The sequence below is a fragment of the Halalkalicoccus jeotgali B3 genome (genome assembly GCF_000196895.1).
Taxonomy (GTDB): domain Archaea; phylum Halobacteriota; class Halobacteria; order Halobacteriales; family Halalkalicoccaceae; genus Halalkalicoccus; species Halalkalicoccus jeotgali.
On record NC_014298.1, the window covers coordinates 117,415 to 141,924 of the forward strand.

20 protein-coding genes and 3 pseudogenes are annotated in these 24,510 nt (G+C 59.0%); 12 read left to right on the plus strand and 11 right to left on the minus strand.

What is annotated here, in order from left to right:
- Positions 1 to 58: 58 nt before the first annotated feature.
- Positions 59 to 625, plus strand: coding sequence for a phosphatase PAP2 family protein (locus HACJB3_RS15305; protein WP_008413906.1), 567 nt, complete (start codon positions 59 to 61; stop codon positions 623 to 625).
- Positions 626 to 658: 33 nt separating this feature from the next.
- Here HACJB3_RS15305 and HACJB3_RS15310 read toward each other — a convergent pair whose 3' ends face one another.
- The 3 genes from HACJB3_RS15310 to HACJB3_RS15320 are packed head-to-tail and all read right to left on the minus strand — an operon-like array spanning position 659 to position 3,407.
- Complete coding sequence (locus HACJB3_RS15310) at positions 659 to 1,708, minus strand: ABC transporter ATP-binding protein (protein WP_008413905.1); 1,050 nt, start codon at positions 1,706 to 1,708, stop codon at positions 659 to 661.
- A gap of 3 nt (positions 1,709 to 1,711) precedes the next feature.
- On the minus strand, positions 1,712 to 2,521 hold the full coding sequence (locus tag HACJB3_RS15315; RefSeq protein WP_008413903.1) for an ABC transporter permease: 810 nt from the start codon (positions 2,519 to 2,521) through the stop codon (positions 1,712 to 1,714).
- Positions 2,496 to 3,407 (minus strand): extracellular solute-binding protein, encoded by a 912-nt coding sequence (locus tag HACJB3_RS15320; protein WP_008413901.1) that lies wholly within the window; start codon positions 3,405 to 3,407, stop codon positions 2,496 to 2,498. Before HACJB3_RS15320 ends, HACJB3_RS15315 begins: the two co-directional genes overlap by 26 nt.
- Before the next feature lie 72 nt (positions 3,408 to 3,479).
- Between HACJB3_RS15320 and HACJB3_RS15325 the strand changes: the two genes are divergently transcribed.
- Positions 3,480 to 3,914 (plus strand): Tfx family DNA-binding protein, encoded by a 435-nt coding sequence (locus HACJB3_RS15325; protein ID WP_008413899.1) that lies wholly within the window; start codon positions 3,480 to 3,482, stop codon positions 3,912 to 3,914.
- Positions 3,915 to 3,951: 37 nt separating this feature from the next.
- Here the strand turns inward: HACJB3_RS15325 and HACJB3_RS15330 are convergent, their stop codons facing one another.
- Both HACJB3_RS15330 and HACJB3_RS15335 read right to left on the minus strand, forming a co-directional pair.
- Entirely contained in the window at positions 3,952 to 4,593 is a 642-nt protein-coding gene (locus HACJB3_RS15330; RefSeq protein WP_008413897.1) for a nucleotidyltransferase family protein, read from the minus strand.
- A complete protein-coding gene (locus tag HACJB3_RS15335) occupies positions 4,590 to 5,810 on the minus strand; it encodes a molybdopterin molybdotransferase MoeA (RefSeq protein WP_008413896.1) in 1,221 nt (406 codons plus the stop codon). The genes HACJB3_RS15330 and HACJB3_RS15335 overlap by 4 nt, the downstream gene beginning before the upstream one ends.
- A gap of 158 nt (positions 5,811 to 5,968) precedes the next feature.
- On the opposite strand from HACJB3_RS15335, the gene HACJB3_RS15340 reads away from it, so the two are divergent.
- From HACJB3_RS15340 to HACJB3_RS15375, 8 genes and pseudogenes are all read left to right on the plus strand, one after another.
- The gene (locus HACJB3_RS15340) at positions 5,969 to 6,625 is read left to right on the plus strand and encodes a CoxG family protein (protein WP_008413894.1); all 657 of its coding nucleotides are present in this window, start codon (positions 5,969 to 5,971) and stop codon (positions 6,623 to 6,625) included.
- Positions 6,626 to 6,655: 30 nt separating this feature from the next.
- A pseudogene (locus tag HACJB3_RS15345) lies at positions 6,656 to 8,098 on the plus strand (xanthine dehydrogenase family protein molybdopterin-binding subunit); the annotation flags it as partial.
- Positions 8,098 to 8,988, plus strand: a pseudogene (locus HACJB3_RS15350) (FAD binding domain-containing protein). The pseudogenes HACJB3_RS15345 and HACJB3_RS15350, both read left to right, overlap by 1 nt.
- A gap of 141 nt (positions 8,989 to 9,129) precedes the next feature.
- Entirely contained in the window at positions 9,130 to 10,044 is a 915-nt protein-coding gene (locus tag HACJB3_RS15355) for an AAA family ATPase (RefSeq protein WP_008413886.1), read from the plus strand.
- Positions 10,041 to 11,336: a VWA domain-containing protein gene (locus tag HACJB3_RS15360; protein ID WP_008413884.1), complete on the plus strand. Its 1,296-nt coding sequence runs from the start codon at positions 10,041 to 10,043 to the stop codon at positions 11,334 to 11,336. Before HACJB3_RS15355 ends, HACJB3_RS15360 begins: the two co-directional genes overlap by 4 nt.
- A gap of 14 nt (positions 11,337 to 11,350) precedes the next feature.
- Positions 11,351 to 12,487 carry an XdhC family protein gene (locus HACJB3_RS15365; RefSeq protein WP_008413882.1) on the plus strand — a complete coding sequence of 379 codons (1,137 nt, stop codon included), beginning with the start codon at positions 11,351 to 11,353 and terminating at the stop codon, positions 12,485 to 12,487.
- Between the two features lie 573 nt (positions 12,488 to 13,060).
- Positions 13,061 to 13,333, plus strand: coding sequence for a hypothetical protein (locus HACJB3_RS15370; protein WP_008413880.1), 273 nt, complete (start codon positions 13,061 to 13,063; stop codon positions 13,331 to 13,333).
- Positions 13,334 to 13,392: 59 nt separating this feature from the next.
- Complete coding sequence (locus tag HACJB3_RS15375; protein WP_008413878.1) at positions 13,393 to 14,502, plus strand: guanosine monophosphate reductase; 1,110 nt, start codon at positions 13,393 to 13,395, stop codon at positions 14,500 to 14,502.
- Between the two features lie 398 nt (positions 14,503 to 14,900).
- Here HACJB3_RS15375 and HACJB3_RS15380 read toward each other — a convergent pair whose 3' ends face one another.
- From HACJB3_RS15380 to uraD, 4 genes are all read right to left on the minus strand, one after another.
- Positions 14,901 to 16,526, minus strand: coding sequence for a bacterio-opsin activator domain-containing protein (locus tag HACJB3_RS15380; RefSeq protein WP_008413877.1), 1,626 nt, complete (start codon positions 16,524 to 16,526; stop codon positions 14,901 to 14,903).
- 1,163 nt (positions 16,527 to 17,689) lie between these two features.
- Positions 17,690 to 18,040, minus strand: coding sequence for a hydroxyisourate hydrolase (gene uraH, locus HACJB3_RS15385; RefSeq protein ID WP_008413875.1), 351 nt, complete (start codon positions 18,038 to 18,040; stop codon positions 17,690 to 17,692).
- Entirely contained in the window at positions 18,037 to 19,011 is a 975-nt protein-coding gene (gene pucL / locus HACJB3_RS15390; protein WP_008413873.1) for a factor-independent urate hydroxylase, read from the minus strand. The genes uraH and pucL overlap by 4 nt, the downstream gene beginning before the upstream one ends.
- Before the next feature lie 67 nt (positions 19,012 to 19,078).
- A complete protein-coding gene (gene uraD / locus HACJB3_RS15395; RefSeq protein ID WP_008413871.1) occupies positions 19,079 to 19,609 on the minus strand; it encodes a 2-oxo-4-hydroxy-4-carboxy-5-ureidoimidazoline decarboxylase in 531 nt (176 codons plus the stop codon).
- 262 nt (positions 19,610 to 19,871) lie between these two features.
- On the opposite strand from uraD, the pseudogene HACJB3_RS15400 reads away from it, so the two are divergent.
- Positions 19,872 to 21,139, plus strand: a pseudogene (locus HACJB3_RS15400) (hydantoinase/carbamoylase family amidase).
- Positions 21,140 to 21,189: 50 nt separating this feature from the next.
- On the opposite strand, the gene HACJB3_RS15405 reads toward HACJB3_RS15400, so the two are convergent.
- Positions 21,190 to 21,609: a DUF3830 family protein gene (locus tag HACJB3_RS15405; RefSeq protein ID WP_008413866.1), complete on the minus strand. Its 420-nt coding sequence runs from the start codon at positions 21,607 to 21,609 to the stop codon at positions 21,190 to 21,192.
- 99 nt (positions 21,610 to 21,708) lie between these two features.
- On the minus strand, positions 21,709 to 23,091 hold the full coding sequence (locus HACJB3_RS15410; RefSeq protein WP_174264866.1) for a dihydroorotase: 1,383 nt from the start codon (positions 23,089 to 23,091) through the stop codon (positions 21,709 to 21,711).
- 271 nt (positions 23,092 to 23,362) lie between these two features.
- On the opposite strand from HACJB3_RS15410, the gene HACJB3_RS15415 reads away from it, so the two are divergent.
- Complete coding sequence (locus tag HACJB3_RS15415; RefSeq protein WP_008413863.1) at positions 23,363 to 24,181, plus strand: IclR family transcriptional regulator; 819 nt, start codon at positions 23,363 to 23,365, stop codon at positions 24,179 to 24,181.
- The last annotated feature ends 329 nt before the right edge of the window (positions 24,182 to 24,510 follow it).

A 24,510-nucleotide genomic window follows, 5' to 3' on the forward strand; every position in this document is an offset into this window, starting at 1 on the left:
ATGTTCGCCGAGGTCCCACTCGGAGGGACTAATCCGATACAGCCAGTAGTGTCGGGACATGGAGAGTGCCATTGCCGAACTGGTGGAGTTCGTGGTGTGGCTTGACCACCGGGTCGTCGAGTTGATGCTGGCGGTGCGATCCCCGCTCCTGACGGAGGTGATGACGTCGGTCACGGGTCTTGGGTCGGCCACCGCGGCGCTCGTGTTTCTCGGTATCTGCTATCTCGCCGGGTGGACTGACGAACTCCGCGTGGCCACACTCGCGCTTGCACTCGCCGCCGTCGTCGTCGGAACGATGATGTGGACGATCCAGCGGTCGTTTCCCCCAGACCCGGTCTGTTTCGTTAGCGGGGCCCAACCAGTTACCTCGTCGTTACCGTCCGGACACACGGCCGCTGCTACGATCTACGCGATGACCGCTCGTCGCTCCTCGGTGTTACCCGTCGGTGCCGTCGGCGTTCTGGCGGTAGCGATAGCCGTCTCCCGGATCTATCTCGGAACGCACTACTTCTCGGATACCCTCGTTGGCGCCCTGATCGGCGTTGGGGCGTTCGCACTCGCCGTCTCGATCCAGGACCGACTCGATATCGGGGCCGCTATCACGCGGTATCGAAACCGTCAGTGACTCGTCCAGGGACGCGCCGTTCTCCGAGTTGGTCTACTGCCGTGAAATCAGATGGATCGCACTCGGTGGAACCGATACGTGGATGGGAGAACCGGTATCGATCGCCAAACGATCGAAGACCGCCGGCTGGATCGTCGCGATGATCGTGATCGGAGCACCGTCGATGTCGACGTCGACTCGATAATCGGCCCCCTCGTTCAACCACTGATCGACCGTCCCCGGGAGTATGTTCTCCGACTCCGGCCTCGTTTCGGAGTCCTCGAGCGATAGCGAGACACGCGAGGGGTGAATACACACCGTAACCGTTGAACCAGCACTGTCGGTAGCGCTCGCCCGCACCGTCCGATCACCGATCCGGACGGTGGTGTCCTCCTCGCTTGCTGTGACGATCGTCCCCTCGAAGAGGTTCTCGGTGCCAGTGAACTGGGCGACGAATCGCGTCTCGGGACGTGTGAGGACACGTGAGGGTGGGCCGCGCTGAGCGATCGTGCCGTCGCGGAAGATGGCCATACGGTCCCCGAGCGCGGTCGCTGTCCGTTGGTCGTGGGTAACGTAAATGATGGGGATGGTGAGGGACTCGAACAGCGTGTGCAGTTCTCCGCGTAATCGACGACGGATCGGCGCGTCAAGACTCGACAGCGGCTCGTCGAGCAGCAAGGTATCCGGGTCCGCCGCCAGCGTTCTGGCGAGGGCGACGCGCTGTTGTTCCCCTCCGGAGAGCGTCGGTGGCCGGCGATCGAGGATGTCTGTGATTTCGAGGAGCGACGCGAGTTCCGTCACTCGATCCGGGTCAGTTGCCGCATAGCTGATGTTCTCGCGGGCCGTCATATGCGGGAACAGCGCTCCGTCTTGGAACACGAGTCCCGCCCGTCGTTCCTGGAGCGACCGTCGATCGAGGGGTCGACCGTCGAGTGTGATCGATCCGCTGTCCGGTTCGGTCGTCCCAGTGATCAACGACAACAGCGTCGTCTTCCCGCTTCCGGAGGGGCCAAGCACCGAGAGGACCTCCTCACCGACCGTGAGGTCGACGGGCCCGAATTCGAAGCCATCGTACGTCTTGGAGAGGGCAGTCAGTTCGAGCATCGGTCACTCCAGTGGGTTCGTACCGAGTGCGTTCAGAACGACGAGCGTCGCGATGGCGATCCCGACGAGGATGGCCGCGACGGGAAACGCGTTCTCGAGGCCGAGCGTCGAAAACGAGATCCAGATCTGGACCGGCATCGTGCGGGGATAGTACGCGAGCATGATCGTCGCCCCGAACTCGCCGATCGCACGGGCGAACGCGAGGGTGATCCCCGCGAGGATACCGGACCAGGCGAGCGGTAGCGTCACCCGGCGGAACGTCGTCAATCGGCTCTTCCCGAGCGACTGGGAGGCATACTCGAGGCGTCGGTCGACACCCTCGAAGGCCGTCTTCGCCGTCACGACGACGAACGGCGAGGCGACGAACGTCTGGGCCAGAACGACACCGACGAGCGACCGGGTCAACGGAATACCGCTGTCCGCGGCCGCTTCGCCGAGGAGTGTGTTCGGCCCGACGACGGTGAGCAACACCATCCCGCTGACGATCGGGGGCAGGACGAGCGGGAGGATCACGAGTGCCGTCACCACCGTCTTCATGCGGCCGTCGACGCGAGCGAGCCAATAGGCGAGCGGCAGTCCGAACACCGTCGCGATGGCCGTACTCGTGACCGCCGCAGTGACCGACGTCGTTGCAGCCGAGACGACCTCCGGCGCCCGCAGGCGCTCGAGCACCACACCCGGCGGCTGACTGACGATCAGCGAGAGGAGCGGCACGAGGTAGTAACACAGGAGGACCGCACCCAGCAGGAACGTAACCGACAACCAGTCGAACCGATCGACGGCAGCGTCAGTTCGTGATGTCGTCGGGAACATTACCGGTGAATCGTGGGTAATTATCCGGGATCGTGAACCCGAACTCGCTTACATACTGTCCCGTGATATGGTCGTCAAATACGTCGACGGCGGCTGACGATCGGTGGCGAATCGTCGATCCGTAGCTGATGAGTCCGCCGCGAACGACCTTCCCGCTCGGCAACTCGTAGGTGGCTGTTGTGTAGGTATCAGTGAAAGACGGGTCGCTGAGATCGATCTCCGCGGGAAGGTCGATATAGTCGTAGCCCCGTTCGACGGCCATGTTCCGATATGCGATCGCGGCATCGATCGACCCCGTCTCGAACTGGCTGACGAGCTGTGTTTCGGGGTAGATCTGCTCCCGGCGCGGGATCGCTTCCCGGAGGTCCCTGTCGGTCCCGTAGTACTCCGTCGCGAGTTCGAGCATGAACAGCGCTCGATACCCGAGCGGATCGAGATCCGGATCCGTTCGCCCGATCGCGACCTCCCTATCCAAAACCGGTCGATACCAGGTGTCCGGTCCGGCATCGGCGAGTCGCTGTCCCCCCTCCGTATCCGGGTTGTACGCGATGACGATGGAATTGGTCGCGAACTCGGCGAACCAGTCCGGATGGAGGGGTGAATCGAAGAGCGCGATATCCGCGACGGAGACGATATCGGGGTCCTTCCGGTCGTCAGCGATGAGGTGAGCGACCTCGGCGGACCCGTATGCTTCGATTTCGATGGTGGTCTCGGCGTCCGGGCGCAACCCGTTTTCGAGGGCGTTGTTCAAACTCCCGGCGACGAGCATCGACACGGTCGCCGAGTGACTCTGGGTACGATTACGGACACGTGAACAGCCAGCGAGTCCACAGAGCGCGACGGCACCCCCCGAGAGTAGCGTCCGTCTGCGAACCGACGACACCATTCCAGCCATTGATCCAACTTCAGGAATTTGACCCATAAGCTTATCTCAAACACTACTGTTTGATGTCGTACGATGGATCCTCGGACGACGAACCTCACCGATCGCCAACTGGAGGTGTTAGAGCACCGCGAGCGCGGCCACACTCAACAGGAGATCGCTACCGAACTGGGGACGACCGATTCGAACGTGAGCGCCGTCGAACGCGCTGCGGAAGCAAACATCGAGAAGGCGCGGCGAACGCTCGAACTTGTCCGCACCTTGCGCGCCCCCGCACAGTTTAGCGCCTCGGCCGGGACGTGTTTCGATGACCTTGTCGACCGTATCTACACTCGGGGAGACGAAGCCGGGATCAAGATCGCGTACTGCCGTCCGGAACTCTACGCGCATTTGTACGGACTGCTCGAAGCGTATACCGACTCGAACAGGCTCGACGCATCGGTTACGATCGGCCTCACCGAAGACGGCGACGTGAAGGTGTTCACGGAGGATATCGAAGACCCCTCGTAGAACTCGGAGGAGTTCCCTTAGCGCCACACCAGCACTGTCATTGCAGGTCCTCGAGCGTATCGATGTCCATCAGTACACCCGGGTCAGGAACGTCGATGAGCGCGCTGTCGTCGCTTGCAACGAATACGGGCCGACCACCGACGTCACCCTCGACGGCACGGAGAGCGTCGAAATGGGTCCGATCGAACAGGACCGGGTTCCCACGGTGGCCATCGTACGCGGCAGCGATCGCCGTCCCGACACCGGCCCGATAGGCATCGATCAGATGCTCTACCGTCGTCGGGTCGACGCTTGGCATATCGCCAGGGAGGAACACGACGGCGTCGGCAGACCCGACGGCACGGAGTCCCGTCGTGACCGTCGTCGAGAGGCCATCCTCGTAGTCCGGGTTCGTAACGACACGCACGTCGAGGTCGGACAGGACCGCACGGACGCTCTCGGCCTCGTATCCGACGACGACGACGACCGCAGAGAGGTCGGCACGGAGAAGCGTTCGCGTCGCGTGGCGGACCAGCGATTCGCCGTCGACGTCGGCGAGGAGTTTGTTCGCCTCGCCGAACCTGGAACTCGTCCCGCCAGCGAGGACGACGCCGACGACGTCCGGATCGGCCCGGGGATCTGTTTCGAGCGTGTCGGATAGCTCCTCGGTATCGTACGAGGGAGGGTCCTCGCCAGTCATTCGAGCACCTCGTACGGGACGACCGTCACCGGGTCGCCGGCCTCGATCGCTTCGCGAGTCAGGACGATCCCGTCGGCACACAGCACCCGCGTACTCGAGGCGACGCGCCCGGGAGCGAACCGCTCGTCGTACAGTTCCAGTTCCGAACTGGCATGACCCAGTGGCATCGCCCCTCTCCCCTCGAGGACGACCGGGATCGCGAACTCGACGTCGGCGTCGGGGACGGTTACCCGCACCCTGCAGTCGGCCGTCACCGTCGGGAGACGGTCGCAACCGGTGAGGAACGGACGGACGAGAAGCGTCGCCGCCGTGTGGGCGGCCACCGGTTTGCCCGGCAGCGCACAGACGGGCGTTTCCGCGACCGTCCCGACGGTGACTGGCCGACCGGGACGAACGTCGACACCGCGAAACAGGACATCGTGCTCCTCGAGGACCGTGATGACGTGGTCGGCCCCGCCGACGCTGGTCCCGCCCGTCGTCAGGACGACGTCGTACTCGGCGGCGGCGGTCTCGATCGCCGTCCGGACGCGGTCTATCGCGTCCGGAACCGCGTCCTCGATACCGGGACGATGGCCCCAGCGACGCACGAGATTGCAGAGCATCTCCGAATCGCGATCGGGCTGGCGGCCGTGGTGGATTTCGGTCCCTGTCGGAAGGATCCCGACGGTAAGCGGCCGATACACGAGCACGGAGTCTATGCCGACGTCTCGGAGGAGGGCGGCGTGGCGAGGTGCGAGTCGGTGATCGGCCGTGAACAGTCGTTCGCCGGCCGTCGCTGTCGCGCCCGCAGGATAGACGTTCGTGCCGGGAGTCTGCGGGGGGCCCGAGAGGGACCCGTCCTCGACCGTCGCCTCCTCGCGCATCAGCACGACGTCAGCGCGTGCCGGTAGCGCCGCGCCGGTCGCTACGGCGACGGCGTCTCCTCGGTCGATGGTCGGCGGTTCGTCCTCGGGAAACACCGCGTCGGTGACCCTCAACGGGTACTCGTCGCTCGCAGCGAACGCGAACCCATCCATCGTGGCCCGGTCGTGTTGGGGGACGTCGATCGGTGCAGTGACCGGTTCGGCGGTCGTCCGACCCGCGACTTCCGCGAGTTCCATCCGGACTGTTGGCCCGTCCGCTTCGAACGGACGTCGTTCCCGCAGTCGGTCGAGCGCGACTGAGCGTGGGATGGATCCCCGAGTATCCATGCCGTTCGCAGTATTCCCGACCGACATATATCTTGGCAGCGACCATCGACGGGCAGTTATCCTGTGAAAAATAAGTAACCGAATATAATCACCATACTGGGAAGTAGCCCCTGATTGCAAAGGATTATAGTTACGAATCCGGATCGTGTCACGGTAGAGGTTGGCACACGCCAGCAAGATATATCATGGAATTCAGTGGGACGTTCGAACTCGAGGACACGACCGTCGACGAAGTATGGCTCGCCCTTTCGGATCCGGTGTTGATCGAGCAGTCGCTCCCCGGCTGTCAGTTCCTCGTCGAGGTCGAGGACACCGACGTCGACTTCGACGAGTTACGCGAAGCGACCGCCGACCGGGAGGTCGAACCGACCGGTGATCCGGAGGTGATCGCCCAACGGGCCTTCGAAGAGGGCAATCACTACGCAGCATTGATGCAGATAAGTGTCGGCCCGGTGAACCCGACCTTCGAGACGGTCGTCACCATCGAAAACCGCGAGTATCCCGAGATGTCGGCCGTCGGCGAGGGGTCTTCCAGTAACAGCTCCTTCGAGATGGCGTCCGGAATGGTCCTCTCGGAGACGGACAACGGCGTCGGCGTCGAGTGGGAGACGGAAGCCGACGTGTTCGGGAAGGTCGCCCAGATGGGCCAGCGCGTCGTCAATCCCGTTGCCAATCGGGTCGTCAAACGCTTTTTCTCCTCGGTCGAGGACGAGCTCCACGACCGACAGATCGCCGACGATGAGGGCGAGATACCGGCGGACGAACCGGACACGGACGAGAGCGATCGGGGACTCGTCGACAGGGTTCTCGGCCGTTCGGACAGCGACTCCAGCAGTTCATAACACCATGACGGAACACGACATCACGCTGAGTCGTACCTCTCGACGTTCGCGCCTGCGGTCCCGACGTATCTCTACGGGACGTTGCTCTCAGGACAGTACGACATCCCGGCGATCCACTGTACGGTGACGGGTGCGTTCACGAACGTCCCGCCGGTCGACGCCTACCGGGGGGCCGGTCGGCCCGAGGCGTCGTTCGTCATCGAGCGGTTGGTCTATCTCGGTGCCAAGGAGACGGGAATGGACCCCGCCGAGTTCCGCCGGCAGAACTTCGTTCCCGACGATGCCTTTCCCTATCGGACGCAGGTCGCCGTCACCTACGACAGCGGCGACTACGAGAAACCCCTCGATAAGGCCCTGGAGATGGTCGATTACGAGTCGTTCCGCGACCGACAGGCCGAGGCCCGTGAGGAGGGTCGGTATCTCGGCATCGGCTTTTCGTGTTACATCGAAGCCTGTGGACTCGCTCCGTCGGAACTCGCGGGCGAACTGGGCGCCCAGGCCGGGCTCTGGGAGTCGAGCCTCGTCCGGTTCCACCCCTCGGGCACGGTAACGGCGTTCTGTGGCACGTCCGGTCACGGACAGGGCCACTCGACGACGTACGCACAGATCGTCGCGAACGAACTCGGGATCCCCTACGAAGACGTCGAGGTCGTCGAGGGCGACACCGACGAGATCCCACAGGGAATGGGGACCTACGGCTCCCGGTCGGCGGCGGTCGGCGGGAGCGCGCTGGTCAAGAGCTCCCAGAAGCTCGTCGACAAGGCGCGGGAGATTGCGGCCCACCAACTGGAAGCCGACCCCGCCGACATTGAGTTCGAGGGCGGCGAGTTTCAGGTGGCGGGAGCGCCCGATCGCTCAATTGGAATCAAGGCCGTCGCCGAACAGTCGTATCTCGCCCACGACATGCCCGACGACATGGAGCCGGGGTTGGAGGCGACGTCGTTCTACGATCCGGACAACTTCGTGTTCCCCTTCGGAACCCACGTCGCGGTCGTGGAAGTCGACCCGCGCTCGGGCGAGATCGACTTCGAGGAGTATGCAGCCGTCGACGACGTCGGGAACCAGATCAACCCGAAGATCGTCGAGGGACAGGTCCACGGTGGCGTCGCACAGGGCGTCGGCCAGGCGCTCTACGAGGGTGCCGAGTACGACGACAACGCACAGTTGATGACCGGATCGATGCAGGATTATGCCGTCCCGAAATCGATGCATATCCCGGAGGTGGAGACGGGGGCAACAGTTACGGAAAGTCCCCACAACCCGCTGGGGGTGAAAGGCGTCGGCGAGGCCGGGACCATCGCGGCGCCACAAGCAGTTGTAAACGCCGTCGCGGACGCGCTGGAGCCGTTCGGGGTCGACGCCATCGAGATGCCGATGACGGCCGAACGGGTCTGGAACGCCGTCGATGGACGGACCACGGCGGACGGCGGGCCCGACGCCCACGAGACGACTGACGACGGAGGTGACGTCTGATGTATCCCGACGAGTTCGACTACTACGAGGCGGAAACGATCGAGGACGCGATCGACCTGCTCGAAGAGCATTCGATGGCCGAAACGGAGCTGTTGGCGGGTGGACACAGCCTCCTTCCCGCGATGAAGACCGGCCTTTCGAGCCCGGAAGTGTTGATTGACATCAGCCAGATCGACGAACTGCGTGATATCCCCGTCGAGGACGATACGCTCGTCATCGGCGCGATGACACGCTACAGCGACCTCCTCGATGCCGAGACGGCCCACGAGCACGCGCCGGCGCTGACCGCCGCCGTCGAGTGGGTCGGCGACCAGCAGGTGCGCAATCGAGGGACGCTCGGGGGCAACCTCGCGCACGCGGACCCGGCCTCCGATCTCCCCGGTCCCGCACTGGTGTCGGACGCCTCGCTGGTCGTCCACGGGCCGGACAGCGAGCGGAGGGTCCCCGCCGAGGAGTTCTACTTCGGGATGTACGCCACCGACCTCGGTCCGAGCGAGATCCTCACGGGGATCGAGGTGCCCTCGGCGGCCGACGCCGTCGGGAGCTACGTGAAGAAACCGAGCCCCTCATCAGGGTACGCGATGGTCGGCGTCGCGACGCTCCTGACGATGGACGGCGATACCGTTTCTTCGGTTCGGGTCGGTGCGAACGGCATCATGGATCATGGGGTGTAACTCGACCCCGTCGAGGACGCCCTTGTCGGCGAGGAACTCGACGAAGAGACCATCGAAGCGGCGGCCAGCCGTGCGTCCGACGACCTCGGTCCGACGATGATGATGGATGATCTGCAGGCGTCGGGCGAGTTCCGAGCACAGCTCTTGGAGGTCTACACCGAGCGGGCGCTCGAGGAGGTGATCGACCGGAATACGGCGCCTGCGGCGGCCGACTGAATCGGCCGGCGTCGTGCTCTACCGGAAACCGAGGGCTTTCTGCGGACGGAGAGCTATATGGTACCATGGCGCGTCGAAAAGCGCGCGGCGTGACGGACCGCGGCGGCAGTATCGAACGGAGCAACCAATAACAGAACAACCATGAACGACGATTCAAAGACGCCGTTCTCAGACATGCAGGAGGCGGATCTCCGTGCCGGGTTCGAAGAACAGGACTACGTCGCCGAGGACGAAATTGTGACGACGGTCCTCCTAGCGCTGCGTCTCGGCAAGCCGCTGCTAGTCGAAGGAGAGCCCGGTGCGGGGAAGACCGAACTCGCCAAGGTGCTGGCGTCGGGGTTCGATTCCGAGCTCATTCGACTCCAGTGTTACGAAGGTCTCACCGCCGAGCACGCACTGTACGAGTGGAACTACACGAAACAGCTGCTCGCGGTCCAGACGGGTGAAGACCCCGAGACATCGGTGTTCGACGAGGAGTACCTGCTGGAACGGCCGTTGGTACAGGCACTCCGCGGGGGTGATGACCGACCGCCAGTGTTGCTGATCGACGAGATCGACCGCGCCGACGACGAGTTCGAGGCGCTGTTGCTGGAGGTACTCTCGGAGTTCCAGGTGTCGATTCCGGAACTCGGAACCGTCTCGACCGATCGACCGCCGGTAGTGATCATCACGTCCAATCGAACGAGAGCCTTGAGCGACGCGCTCAAGCGGCGCTGTCTCTACCTCCATGTCACACCGCCGTCGTTCGAAAAGGAGCGCGCCATCCTTCGACGGAAAGTCCCCGAGTTAGACGGCGTCGTTGCGGCACAGCTCTGTGCGATGGCCGCACGGCTCCGCGAGGAACCGCTCCGGAAACCACCCGGCGCGGCCGAAACCATCGACTGGGCCCGAGCCATCGCCACACTTCACGACGGCGACGGCGAAACACCCTCCCCTGAAACGATCAGGAACACGCTCGGATGCGTACTGAAGGAAACCGAAGACGCCCATCAAGTCGATGACGACCTGCTCGCGGAACTGATCGAGGCCGCTGACGAAGCGAAAGGCGAATCATGAACGATCCGATCCCCGACACTGCTCTCAGCGAGCACGTTCGTGCGGAGCTCGTCCGGTTCGTCCGAGCGCTCCGTCATAGCGGGGCGTCGGTACCGGCCAACGCCGCGACGACCGGCGCTCGGTCGCTCGCTGAAATCGGTTTCCGAGAGCAAGCCCGCGTTCGAACGGCGTTACGGGCCAGTCTCCTCACCGATAGTGACGACTTCGAGACGTTCGATCGCCTGTTCGAGGCGTTCTGGCGTCGACTTCTGGACGGACTCGATACCGAGTCCCCCGTGACGTCGAACACTGATGGCCCGGACGGTGGTCTCGCCCCGCTCGATGCCCCGACCAGCCACGAAGCGTCCACCGACCGCACTACTGCGGACGACGACACCGACCCCCAAGCCGATCGGACAGTCGGCCAATCGGTTGCTGGGGCGACCTCCGAGTCCACTGTCGGGAACGAAGCGACGACGACAGCCCTGTACAGTCCGTCGGGAACGGCCAGTTCCGTCGAGAGCTCTCTGCCGGCCGACACCGGAACCCTCGCGTCAGCGTTCCACGATCTGACCCGGACGCTGGATGGGCTCCAAGGACGTCGGTTTCAGTCAGGAACCGACGACGCCGACGTGCGACGGGCGCTTCGGGCGAGCGTGAGTACCGGCGGCACCGTCCTGTCCGTGCCGAGGCGGGAACGCCGCCGAACCGCGGTTCGTGCACTCTTGCTGGTCGATGTCAGCCGATCGGTTCTCGATACGGTCGATCGGGGGTTCCTGATCGAGTTCCTCCGGCGAGCCGTTGACGAGTGGCGGGACGTCCGCGTGTTCTTCTTCGACGAGAGCCTTCGAGAAACGACGGACGCCGTCGGTGCGTCGTCGGCGACCGCAGCGATGGAAGCCCTCGAAGCCGCCGAAACGGTGTGGGGTGGCGGGACGCGCATCGGCGAATCCTTCAGGCGTCTTCACCAGACGGCACCCGACGCCCTCGACCGACGGACGATCGTGTTCGTTATCAGTGATGGCCTGGAGATGGGCGATGTGAGTACGCTCGAACGCGAACTCTCGTGGCTCGCGTGCAGATCGAAACGGATGTTCTGGTTGAATCCGCTGGCTACGGCCGAGGCGTACGAACCGACCGCCCGCGGAATGGCCGCTTCGCTTCCGTATCTCGACGGTCTGTTCGCGTTCGAAGGCCCGAGCGACGTCGCCGAACTGGCGCGCCAGCTCCGAGAGTGGGGGCCCGGCAGACGAATCGGCTACGAGTTCGACTCCCAAGCCGCCGAATCGCATCGAAACCAACCGATCACGTGACCAACGATTAACCCATGAGTACAAGCGACTGGAGTCTGCCGGAAACGGACGTATTCGACCGGATACGAACCACGCTCGAAGCGGAGTCGGAAGCAGTCTTAGCGACGGTGATCGCGGTCGAGGGCAGTGCGTACCGCCGCCCGGGTGCGAAGATGCTGCTGTCGCCGGATGGACCCGAAGTGGGGAGCATTACCGCCGGCTGTTTGGAGGACGAGGTTCGTGCACTGGCCGCCGACGTACTGGCCGACGGCGCACCCCGCGTCGAAACGTGGGACTTGACCGGTGACGACGACGTCTGGGGCCTCGGCGTGGGCTGTAACGGCGTTATAACGGTCCTCTTAGAACCGCTCGGCGAATCGTACCGTCCCGTCGTAGACGCGTACCGCGCCGGCGAGACGATCGGTGTCCTGACCGTAGTCGGGGGCGAAGCCGATGCGGCGATCGGGGATCGCACGTACTACCGTCCGAACGACGGGTTCGAGGACGAGACGTTTCCGGAGGCGATACAGGACGAACTCGAAGCCCCACTCGGAGAGGTGATCGATGCCGGCGATGCCGAGACGGTATCCATCGATTCCAGCGACGGGAACATCGAGGTGTACGTAGAGGGTGTCAGACCGCCGCCCGAACTCGTCGTCTTCGGCTCCGGACACGACATCGATCCGGTCGTCAAACTGGCGAAACTCGTCGATTTCCGCGTGACCGTCGTTTCGTTTCGCGGCGGGCAAGCCGATGCCGATCGAGTTCCGCGCGCGGATGCCGTTATGTCAGCATCGCCGCGCGAGGTCGGGGAGCTCCGGCAATGGGATAGGGATACGTATGCGGTGGTGATGAGTCACAACTTCCTCGATGACCGATTTGCGCTCGAACAGTTGTTGGAAACTCCCGTTCCGTATATCGGACTAATGGGGCCACGCAAACGGTTCGATGAGATGCGTGAGGAGTTCACTGAGGAAGGTCGGACGTTTACCGAAGCCGAACTCGAACGGGTGTATACCCCTATCGGACTGAGTCTCGGCGGCGATGCCCCGTTTCAGATCGCATTCAGCATCGTCGCCGAGTTGCTTGCAGTTGCACACGATCGGACGCCACAGCATCTCACGCAGCGAATAGGACCGATCCACGACCGCATCGATATCACGCCCGACTGAGTATGGTCACTAGCAACGAACACGGTGACGATGCAGGACGAATACTCGCCCAGACCTGGAGTCTGGCCGCGAACTTCCGGACGCCTGCTGAGTACGGGATTCCGACCGCTCCCGTATTCGAAGCGAACTATTGTGATGACGGTACTCTCGTACTGGTAGCATCCAACAGTGGTAAAACAGTCCTCACGGCGAAACGAGCCAGTCGCGTCCGGCGATAATTCGTTTACCCCGCTCGATCGTGTGTTCACGGAGCGCCTCGAGAGACACGCCCTTCCGCTCTACTGGCCCGTAGCCATACCAGTCTCACAGGGAGTATCTCGTACGATCTCCATCCAAACTACACTGAATACTGCACGCCATCGAACTTTCATCTCTGCTCGATACACCCCCTCGATTCGATAGTAGAGGCGATATCGTCTGCACGTCCAGTACGAAAATCAACCGCCAGTGTTGAAATATGATCTAGACCACATCCGACTCAACGGATTATTGACTATCCTACGATCTTCGTGAGGAACTGGACCAGGCCTGCCGGCCTCAAATTCTAACTTCGTGTACCGCGTGTGATAACTTATGGGATCGAAATCAGACAAGGACGGGATTGAGGTATGGCTCGTTGAGCGAGGCTACAACGATCGGGATCTCATCATCCTCAAATACGCGACGCCCAGCGGAGAGCGAGTCTTCCGGAGAGAAGTCTCCTCACAGGCCCTAGACACAGTGACCGCCGCCAAAACCGTTGCTCCTGGCGATCTCGCATCCGTTGATGAATCGGCGGTTCAGAAACGATACGCTAGTGAAGTCGAGCGAATGAAAGAGAAATACGAACCGGCGGATCCGGTCTGATCGCGTTCGTCGGATAAGGACGGACTTATGAGACAGGGACGGTTCCCATACTGGGGATAATGAACGAGTTGCGTACCGGCTTGAGTTACGGCGATGTCCTCCTGATCCCGAACCGATCACCCGTCGACAGTCGAAACGACGTCGATCTCTCAACGACACTCACCCCGGCTGTCGAACTGGATATACCGCTCGTCTCGGCCGCGATGGACACCGTTACGGAAGCCGATCTAGCGGTCGAACTCGCCCGTGCCGGAGGCTTCGGAGTTCTCCATCGGTTCCTCACCCCCGATGAACAGGCCACACAGGTCACCCAGGTGACGGCTGCAGGCGAACACGTCGGCGCTGCCGTCGGTATCAACGAGGATTACGTTGCACGCGGCGCTGTCGTGGTCGATGCTGGCGTCGACGCACTCGTCGTCGACGTCGCACACGGGCACCTCGAACGGACGCTCACCGCCGTCGAGACCCTCTCCGAGGAGTTCCCCGATACGGACCTCGTTGCTGGCAACGTCGCGACGCCTGCAGGCGTCGAAGACCTCGCCACTGCCGGTGCCGACTGCGTGAAAGTCGGTATCGGACCCGGCTCTCACTGTACCACCCGAAAGGTCGCCGGTGCCGGCGTTCCCCAGCTGACCGCCGTTGATGACTGTGCGACGGCGGCTGCCGACCTGGATGTCACGGTCTGCGCGGATGGGGGAATTCGCACATCGGGTGATGCGGTAAAGGCACTGATGGCTGGGGCAGATACCGTGATGCTTGGAAGCCTCTTTGCCGGCACCGAAGAGGCACCTGGGGCGGTTATCGAAGTCGATGGAGCACGGTACAAGCGATCCCGAGGGATGGCAACCACGGCTGCGGCCGAGGATCGTGAGGACAAGCCGGACAACGTCAGTGCCGACGAAGGAGTCGAGGCTCTAACGCCCTATAAGGGGCCGATGGCTGCTGTAGCCGAGGAGTTCTCTGCCGGCATTCGCTCGGGACTTTCCTATTGTGGTGGTCATACGATACCGAAAGCCCGCAAAACGGCTGAATTCATCCGTGTTGCCCAGAGTGCAAAAGAACGTGAAGGGTTCCACACCGACCAAGACTGGGAAGGCATCACCGTGGATAGTGAAGCAAAACCGAGACGTGATCTCGGTTCCGACGTAACCGCTGAAAACGACGGCTGAACCGGCAGTTTCTCCCATTGAGCATTCATGAACCTCCGCGAATAACCGACTCCACAGAGTCGAATACTTTGATGATAAATGATATAATACTAAATAAATATGAATTAGACTATACGTGGTGACCTCGTATAACCGTTGGACCGTCTACACGAACGGTCTCACAAAAGGGACTAGCGAAGGACGACGCTTGTTTCCCATTGTGGCGAATGGAGCAAATCAAGGCTGTCAGAGGCACCCTTTGCTCCTGTTCCCGTGTTGGTGGCCGTAATCGAAGACGAATCACCCTATCTCCGCTACACAGCCACCACCGTACTCTGAGCGCGAGTGTGGATAGTGATTGGCCCTAAACTATACAAACCGCTCAGTACCACCGCTTCAATACTGAGCCTGTACGCTCCTCAGAGGATAGCAGTCGTCTCCTTCGGGGCAAACAGGAGTTCACAGACTCTCCGCTCTGCAGCTCGTAGGTGGGTGGTAAACGTCGGCTGTGATACGTTCAACGATGCTGCGACTTCTCGGCCGGTATTCGTACGCGGTGATTGGAAAAACCCACTGAAGTACGCTGTTTGGAGTGTTGCCAGTTGCTTAGCCGTTAGACGCTCTTCACAGATCGTCTGAAACGTGCCGTGTGTCTTGAGCGTCCGTTCTTGGGTCCGTCGGGACAGTAACTCTATGCTGGGACCATCGTGTCGTAACTGTTCGATGAACTTGCGGACAGTAGCTGTATGGGAGATATCGACGGTAGCCGTTACCGCTCCATCCTCGATCGTAAGGGTACGCACGATTCCATCCTGTTCGACGACTCGTGATGGGAGTGTCGGCTTAGATACCCGTGCTCTAAACAGGGCCTCATTGGTCTGGTCGGAGAGACAGTGTAGCTCCGTAATCGCGGTTATCTGTTCACCGGCTGTGATGATTTCCTCCGGTCGGATGTCGCTTACAGTAAAGAAGACATCCGGTTCACCATCCGCGTGGTGAACGAGTCCCTCGAACTCGATGGCACACTCTGCGTGTTGTGTGAGGTGGCACAGCGGTGTGTTTGGCTCTCGACACTGCAGTGTGAGTTCGACAACCTGGTTTGTATGGCGGGTCTCCCGTGTCTCGACAGCAGTAATCGCATGTGCGATCATCTGGCCGAGTTCCGCTAACACGACGTGGTCACGCTCGTCGGGTCGGGGATGGTCGGCATAGACCGTCAAAACACCGTACAGCGACTGTTTGTAAATCAACGGAACGCTGATACACGAGCGCGCACCCCGTTCGAGAGTCCTCTCTCGTAACGGTTCGAATCGAGTCTCAGTTGCAATGTCCGAAACCACCTGCAGGGTTCCTGTAGCCGCTGCGGTCGCGATGGGGTTTCGACCGGCTGCTGTGCCGTCGGTTCGTATCTCGAGTTCATTTACGTACCTGTCATCGACGCCCGCCCATTCGCGTGGAGAGATCGTTTCGGTAACCGGGTCTTGCTTGCCGATCCAGGCGAATTCGTACTGATCGGAGGCCGCCAGTCGGTCACAGACGGCCCGATCGATTGCAGCGCGACTGTCGGCCTCTACTAGCGCTTTGTCGATCTCTCGGATGAGGCCGTTGAGTCGATCGAGACGCGCTAGCTCCTCGTTTTGTCGTGCTAGTTGCTCTTCGCCCACCGCACGATTCCACGCCGTTTCGAGGGTTGTCGCAAGCGTGTTTGCCAGATCGATCGTTCGTTCGTTGAGCGCTTCCGCGTGAGTGGTACCCGCACAGATAACGCCGTGTCTCCCGAGCGGGACCAGTATGTAATTTTGGAGTAGAGACGTCCTTGATGTGTGTTCCTCCTCGATTTCACGTTCGTCTTCGGGCGTCCGAGGAGTGGTTTTGACGGCCGTTTCGTTGCTGATGAACGCCTGCCATACCTGTTCTGAGAATTCAGTGGGGAGTTGAACAGTATCGGGTTCCATCTCTGAGGCAACGGAGCGAGTCTGGTGGTGGAACTCACCGGTGGTCTCATCGTAGCGCCAGAGGGCGGTGTACTCGACATCGAGTTTCATGGTACTAACTACCGATGGACGAGCAAAAAGATTCGGTCAGTTTGATCCAGTGGCGTTCATGTTGCTCCTATATACAGGTTCGTTCGGCGGACGTTCGTTTAGCGCGGTCGGTATACCGCTGGCGTCGAAGATCAGATCACTACTAGGTCACGATCGTCAACAATATCTCGCGTTATATTCGCTTGAGTAATTGCTTCAACTCCCTACTGAAATTCTTGCGTCACGGAACATCTATTGAATCGCAATACTAATGTTACTACGTCTAAAATACGATAAACAGAGGAATCGCTATTGGTACTAATATTACTTTGATTCGTAACTGAGCAGTCGATAATTCGTTTCTGGCAGTATCACGAGTACGATGAGGCCGATTATGGGCCAGCCGTTCACCCGTAGAAACCGATGGACACTGTGAGCGATACATTTAGCCGAGGGTGGTGAGTTATTCGGTAAAGCAACCCAACGGTATTTGTGAACAGTGTAGCGGTGGGATTTCGGTCGAGAACGCGTAGTGGAGTTTCGTCCGACTTCTTGCCCTGTTCAACAGACCCCTATTAACGAACTATGATATTGCACAAGAATGAAATAGCTACTTACAATAGTATCTTGATACATACTTGTCCCTGTAGGTCGCATGCTATCAACCTTGTTTGTAGATAGTGAACACCGATCTATACTAGCCAAAGATAGGATGCGCTCGCTTCTTTATCGCTGTAATACGATCATATGCTTGTAATTCCTATCGGTCGATTCTGATTTCCAGTGGATTACAGGGCCCGGATCACTAGCTCTCCTGTTCGTATATGATGAATAGTACTTCAATCCTCCGCGTGTCGCTATCCGATTACCACGCCTATTGTTCAGGAGAACCACTCTTTTCAATTCTTGTAGAGATACTCCGCTGTTATCGTCCGTTCTCTCTTGGAGCAACCACACGCTAATCGCTGCAATACCGTGTTGATACTACCATATGGCGCTCAGTGAGAACAACACTATCCAAGCCATCAATACCAGCCTTCGAATAAGCGAAACACGATGGCTACTCGAGACGCGCTGTTCGACGAACTACCGGTCGTCCAACCAAAGGCGTTGCCCTTGATGGACGAAATGACGAGCCTCGTTTTGAACGACCGGAAACGGCGGTATTCACGGAATCAAGGGGATCAACTTCCTCGGTAAGTCGTGTATCCTCCAGGGGATAGTAGAAGGGGTACATGGTAATGCTCGTCAACGTCGTCGATGATGAATCGGACAGGAACCGTCCCCAAGAACGACGATTCCGACTGTGCTTGGCGATAGTAGACCCCGACATCGAACAAGAGTTGGTACGTGCCAGTCTCCATTTGATCCGCGGTCAGTAGCGGTTCATCGAGTCGCCCATCGTCGTTAGTCGTTCCCTGGTTGATCGTTTCTACACTGCCCGAGCGATCCAGTCGCTGGAGCGTCACGTCGACACCGGACGCAGGGCCTTCACGGCTGGTATCGAGAACGTGTGTTGTTAGTCCCGCGCTCATTGTTCCTCTAGATCGCTGCGATCCATCGAGAACTGCTGATAGCCGGTCGGACGTGGTGGCTCTCTGAGAACTTTCGCGTCCCCATCTAGGTCGTCGCGCACCTCGATCCACGTTCGGTTGTTCGCTTCGAAATTAACGGATTCGAGTTGCGGATAGCGCTCCAGAACCCGGAGGCCGATCTGATAGATCAAGTCCTGAATAGAGTTCGAATTCACCTCGTGGAACACGACTTGAGCGATGTCACGAACCTGCTCGGCCGGAACGTAGCGCTGGGGTTCGTCTCCCAATGCGTCTTCGGGATCACTATAGGTCCAGAAGACATCCAGCGAGATGTAGAGTGCACGATCTTCCCGCTCTGGAAGTGTCGTATATTCGTCCTGAACGTACCCCGTGAACGAGTTCTCTTTTACTTTGACGAGTTCGATTTCGGTAACACCGCTTGTTTGCTCTTCGAACCGCAGTTCGTCGCCTTCCCGCTCAAGGTAGATCTCACCGAACGCTGACTCGTCATCGGAGACGCGGAACACGAGATCGCTCGGATCGAACCCGTCATCACCCGGCACCGGGCGTTCATCGAACGGATACTCGGTCGCTGACATCGTTACTGCTTCGACGTGCGGGTACGTTTCGAGGAATTCCGTTCCGACGAAGTGAAGAAAACCCTCCGCTGTCGCTCCTTCATACTCCCCTGCTTGGTGAAGAACGAAGTTCTTCATCGAATCCGTCGCCACCACGGTAGTGTTGTCCGCCTCACTAAATGACGGTAAGAACTCCTCCCCTTCGAACTGGACGCGCACCTCCAGACCGAAGAGGATGTTGTCACGACCGTCGAAGGACGATTCGGGAATGGTTCGAACGCCTTCTAGCGGATTCGCGTAGGTTCGGTAGACTGCGACCTGTTCTTTCCCGTAGTTCATCGTTCGTCGATCGGTCCCTCCACGTCCGGTGTCGGTTTCGTTGTTATAACTCATGCGTGGTCCTGTAGTGGTCTGTGTCTCAGTTTCTTATTGAGGGTCATTCTCGGTCCTTTAGTGGCCATCAGGCGTGTTGTTCCTGTGTCCCGTCACGTGGTACTGTTAGCTCCTCGAGTCGAAGTGCTGCGATGACGTTGACCTCGTTCAAAGCAGTCTGGAACTCCTTCGATCGAGAATGATCGATACGATCCTCCATCGCCTGCTGGATCGTACCGACGGATTCGTCTTTTACTGCCATGATAAACGGAAACCCGAACTTGTCCCGATAGGTATCGTTCAGGGTCTGAAACGTTTCGTACTGCGCAGGAGGTAGTCGATCGAGCCCGGCGGATGCTTGCTCTTCTTGTGACTCGTCGGTCATTTCAGTGCGCTCACCGAGATCGGGATGCGCTCGTAACAGTTCCAACTGTTTTTGCTGTGATGCATCCTGCACAGTGTTCGCCATGGCCTGCTGTAAGCCATCGATGGAAGAGAACGGCTGTTCCGACCACGTTCGTTTAGCTACCCATGGTGATTCCTCGTATACGTCACCTACGGCATCCACGAATCGTTCTTTGTCGGCTTGGTTCAGGTCTTCAACCGTGAGTCTCGTCATCGCGTCTCAAATGGGGATCACTCGTTACTTAAATCTTTTCTTTAGACACGATATGTTGGGAACTACACATAATAACACCACAGTCCCAAACGACTCTAGAACCGACAGTAACACCACTCTGCCGTGGCACGCCTCTCCCCTCCAATCAGTTGGGTCCATTCTCCCTTTCCAGCCCCCGGTGGGCGATCTCGGACCGTTCGATGAAGGGATATTTCCGATACCTTCAAAACGAGCCGTGTTTTACCATATCAAGCACAGACGAATGAATCAGCATCTCCGCGAGTATATCGACGAGGACAGGCTTCGGGCTGATATCGTGCAAACGGCTGAGTTCGGGACGATACCGGTCGAAGAGGGGAACTCTCGAACGGTTTTGACCGGAACGGAAGCCGATAAGCAAGCCCGAGAATACTTCGTCAAAAAACTCGACGAACGCGAACTAGACGTCTCTATCGACGCCGTTGGCAACATCACCGGTCGATGGGTACCGGACAACGCTGATCCGGCCACTCGGCCGGTTGCAACCGGGAGCCATCTCGATTCGGTTATTGCTGGTGGCATCTTCGATGGTGTACTAGGGGTATATGCTGGTCTCGAGTCGATCCGTGCTATACAGGACGCACCACTCTCTCCGGATCGCCCTATCGAAGTTGTCGCGTTTACGGAAGAAGAGGGTGGCCGATTTTCCGATGGCGTACTTGGCTCTTCAGTTGCAATCGGTGCGTCCACAGTAGTTGATGCGCTCGCAACGACCGATGATGCTGGCGTGACGCTCGGTGAAGCGTTAGAAGACATCGGCTTCAGAGGGGAGGGACGCTTGGATGCAACTGCGTGGGATTCATGGCTCGAACTCCACGTTGAACAGGGTACTCGATTGGAGGACGCCTCCGTTTCTGCCGGTATTGTAAATCATATCATTGGCACGATACGTTGTCATATTGATATTCTCGGCGAGGCTAATCACGCCGGGACCACTTCGATGGGATCGCGAGTCGATGCGTTGACTGCAGCGAGTGAATTGGCGCTCGAAATCGAATCGACAACCACTGAAATCGTCGACACACACAGCGAGACTGCCGTCGGAACCGTCGGGCAGTTCGATGTCGAACCCGGTTCGATCAACGTCATCCCCGGCGCGGTTCATCTCGGAGTCGACATCCGCGACGTCGAATACGAGTCGATGGAACGAGTCGTCTCAACTATCCGGCGCTGCTTGAGCCGGTTGGAGGACGAGCGTGACGTGGAGACCGCTTTTGATCGTCCATACGATATCGAACCCGTCTCGATGAGTGACCGCTGTACGACCGCCCTTCACAGCGCAGCTGCGCAGGCGGGTATCGAGATCACGGAATTGCATTCCGGTGCCGGACACGATACGATGCATATCGCGAAAGCAACCGATGCGGGACTTTTTTTGCCCCATCCAAAGGCGGGTATTCACACAGTGCAGCCGAGTGGACTGAGTGGAGTGACTGTGCAACGACGACGCGCCTGCTTGCAGGAGCGCTCTATGATCTGGCGAGCGAATAGCTCCCGAACGACGAACTCGTGTGAGTACTGGTGAAAAGTTTCCCGTTAGCTTACTCGGTCAGACGAATCGTCACGTCCTTCATTCCCGTGCGGAGCGTTTCCTGTTCCATCTCGCGAAGTTCCTCACGCGGTGCATCCAGCGTCGCGACGTGGTTGCCAGCGAGTTCTCCAGCCGGACTTTTAAAACAGGTGGACCCGCACGGGACGAGAATCTCCTGTTCGTTCCGGTACCCAGGGTACAGCAGAATATCTCCATAGGAGGGGTACACCGTGTGGTTCTCCCGTGGAAGCTCCGGAAGTTTGATCTCATCGATATTGATCCACGTTGCGTGACCGCTCCAGCGGACGTGCATCAACTCCGACTGTAGGGGAAGGAACTCCCGCATCGCGGCAACCGATTCGGGCGCTTTGTCCTCGTGCAGTTCCGCGGTAAACGTCCGGTCTTCGATTTCAAATTCTAGTGAGTTCATCGGTAGTTGTGTGTCGCCGTCTCCCTGTCGAGACCCCTCGTAATTATTTTTTTCGGCTATATGAGCGCGACAGGTCGCGAATTGGTCGTGGAGCGGTAGTTAGTCCTCGCCCCAGACGGGACGTTCACGGCGAACGAACTCTCCATACCCGGGTTTGCCGACGACCTCCCCGTCAGTCGCGACGAGTTCGCCCCTGAGATACGTTCGTGTTACTTTTCCAGTAACCTCACGACCCTCGTAGATCGTGTAATCGGCGACTGACGCATTGTCTCGGGCCGAGATCGTGTACGTCTCGTTCGGATCAAACAGGACGATATCCGCGTCAGTGCCCGGTTCGAGCGTTCCCTTGTTCGGAAGGCCGAAGGTTTGGGCCGGATTCGCACACAATACTCGGACGAGAAACGGGTACGACGATCCGCGCTCGTTTACCGCCTCGTCGTGAAATACCGGCAGACTCGTCTGTAAGCCATTCGCACCGAACGGGTCTTCCCACCATTCACTGTTTTCTTTTCGTTCACGGGTTTGTGCCACGTGGTCGGTCGAAACGACACTCAGCGTTCCATCGCGGAGGTACTCGAACATCGCATCGTTGTCATCACCGGTGCGGATCGGCGGCGCGATCTTCGGAAGGGTCCCCAATTTTCGATAGACCTCTCCCGTGAGGGTCGTATAGTGTGTGCAAGTTTCCCCGCGGATGAGACTACCATCGTCCTGGTATCGTGCAAGCGCTTCTGCTGCTTTCCGACAGGAGGTATGGATTCCGTAGTATTTCGTTCCGGTTTCCTGTGCGAGTCTGGCGATGTCGTCCGCTGCCATTGCCTCCGCATAATCCGGACGAGCAGCAGGAAGCCACGTCGGGTCGGTTCGGCCTGCGGCCCGGAACTTAGCGATTAACGACTCACAGACGCTGTCGTCCTCCGTGTGGGCGACGCCAACTGCGTCCAGATCTCGGAGTCGTTCGAAGACCTCGCGAATGAACCCGTTTGAAAGCCCGAACTCGTACGTAGTATACATCTTGAACGAGGTGATCCCTGCATCGACGAGGTTCGCTAACTCGTCGAACAGATCGGGGTCTTCGCGGAGGATCCCGCCGTGCAACCCGAAGTCGATAAGCGCCTCGGTACTGTTTTCACGTTTGCGTTCGACGCCATCGTGCAACGATCTTTCTTCTTCCCAGGGGCTATCTTCGCTGACGTACGATTGCCACGCGAAGTCGATAAGCGTCGTCACCCCACCTAGTGCGGCGGCGCTAGTGGCTGTTTCGTACGTATCGAGCGAGACGTGGTCGTCAATATGAACGTGTGGGTCGATCACACCTGGCATTACTAGAAGGCCCGAGGCGTCAACCGTTTCCTCGGCGTCCGGCATAGTATATTCGTCGCCGATCCCGACGATAGTTCCGTTATCTATCGCAAGATCAGCAGCCAACGTATTCTGACTGGTAACGAGTGTGCCACCGGCGATCACCGTATCAATGGCCATAACTCGCTTTTCTGTGTATGGCTATATAATTGGTCGTGCTCGTTGCTCCGTCGTATCGGACGCATCATCGAGCAATGCATGTCCGTGTCCGTCGCTACGGATTGTCCGGGCTATCCATTCGTAGCACACGTCCCCTTTCATGCTGGACGATCGAGAGTTCGATCCCGCCGTTTAGCAGCTTTCACTACCGAGATCTCGACAACAACCATAACGTTCGTATATTTTGAACATTGGCAAAACGTTGAAGAGAGTTTGCTATAGATACCGTACTATGGCAACGAACAACACGGATTCCGAACCACGGACGTTGACAACCGTACTCAACGCAATTGACATCATGCACGCTCTAATGTACTTAAATGGGGCGGGAGTTACGGAACTCGCCGATCATCTCGATGAGTCGAAGAGCACCACGTATACCTATCTCAAATCCCTCGAAAAGGGCGGTCTCGTTACGAAGGCTGGTACTGACTACCGGCTATCGTATGCTATGCTGATCTTCGGTGAGTATGTCCGAAATCAAAGCCCGCTGTATACGATCGGACGAGATGAGATAGACGGTGTAGCCACAGAAACGGGGCAGTATGCGCATCTGGTCGTCGAGGAGAACGGGCGTGGACACAATCTGTATAAATCGAAAGGGAAACAGGCGGTTGGGGACGACTATCAGATGGCCAAATTCCAGCAACGAGATTATCTCCATATCACCGCTTCAGGAAAAGCGATCCTCGCGTATCTGCCCCGAGAACGAGTCGAGGAGATCGTTGACTGTCATGGGCTACCTGCCCGCACTGAACGAACGATAACCAGCAGGGAACGGTTATTCGAGGAACTGGCGGACGTTCGTGAGCAGGGCTATTCACAGAACGACGAAGAAGAGATCGAGGGATTCCGGGCGATCGGTGCTCCGATCAGATCTCGGGATGGGTCCGTATTGGGCTCAATAAGTGTTTCGGGTCCGAAGAGTGTGTTTAGCAGCGAATCCGACTATCAAGAACTCGTCGATCTGGTAGTACGAACAGCGAACGTTGTCGAGGTAAACGTCAACATGTCTAAGCGGAGCTCTGAAATCATCCAGGAAAAGAACTAACGGCTGTTGTCACCACCTCTTGTGCGTTCCTAATATGGTATTCGGCGTGTGATGATTTGATAGGTTAGGCGAAATTGTGGTAGTTTTTCTCTTGGATGCTCAGAACGAACAATGGAGTCAATTTCCTCCATAATTTTTCTTTTCTACTGCTATAGAGGATTTGTTTGTACATTCTAGACGGTGCCTTGTAGACATACACTCGATTAATTTGGTCAACAATGATTACAAACGTACGAGCGTAACTTACTAGCGCCCATTAGACCAGAGAACCGGGTGGAAGTAGGGAACGACCCCGAGTTGGACAACCGGGTTTGTGTATAGTGAACACT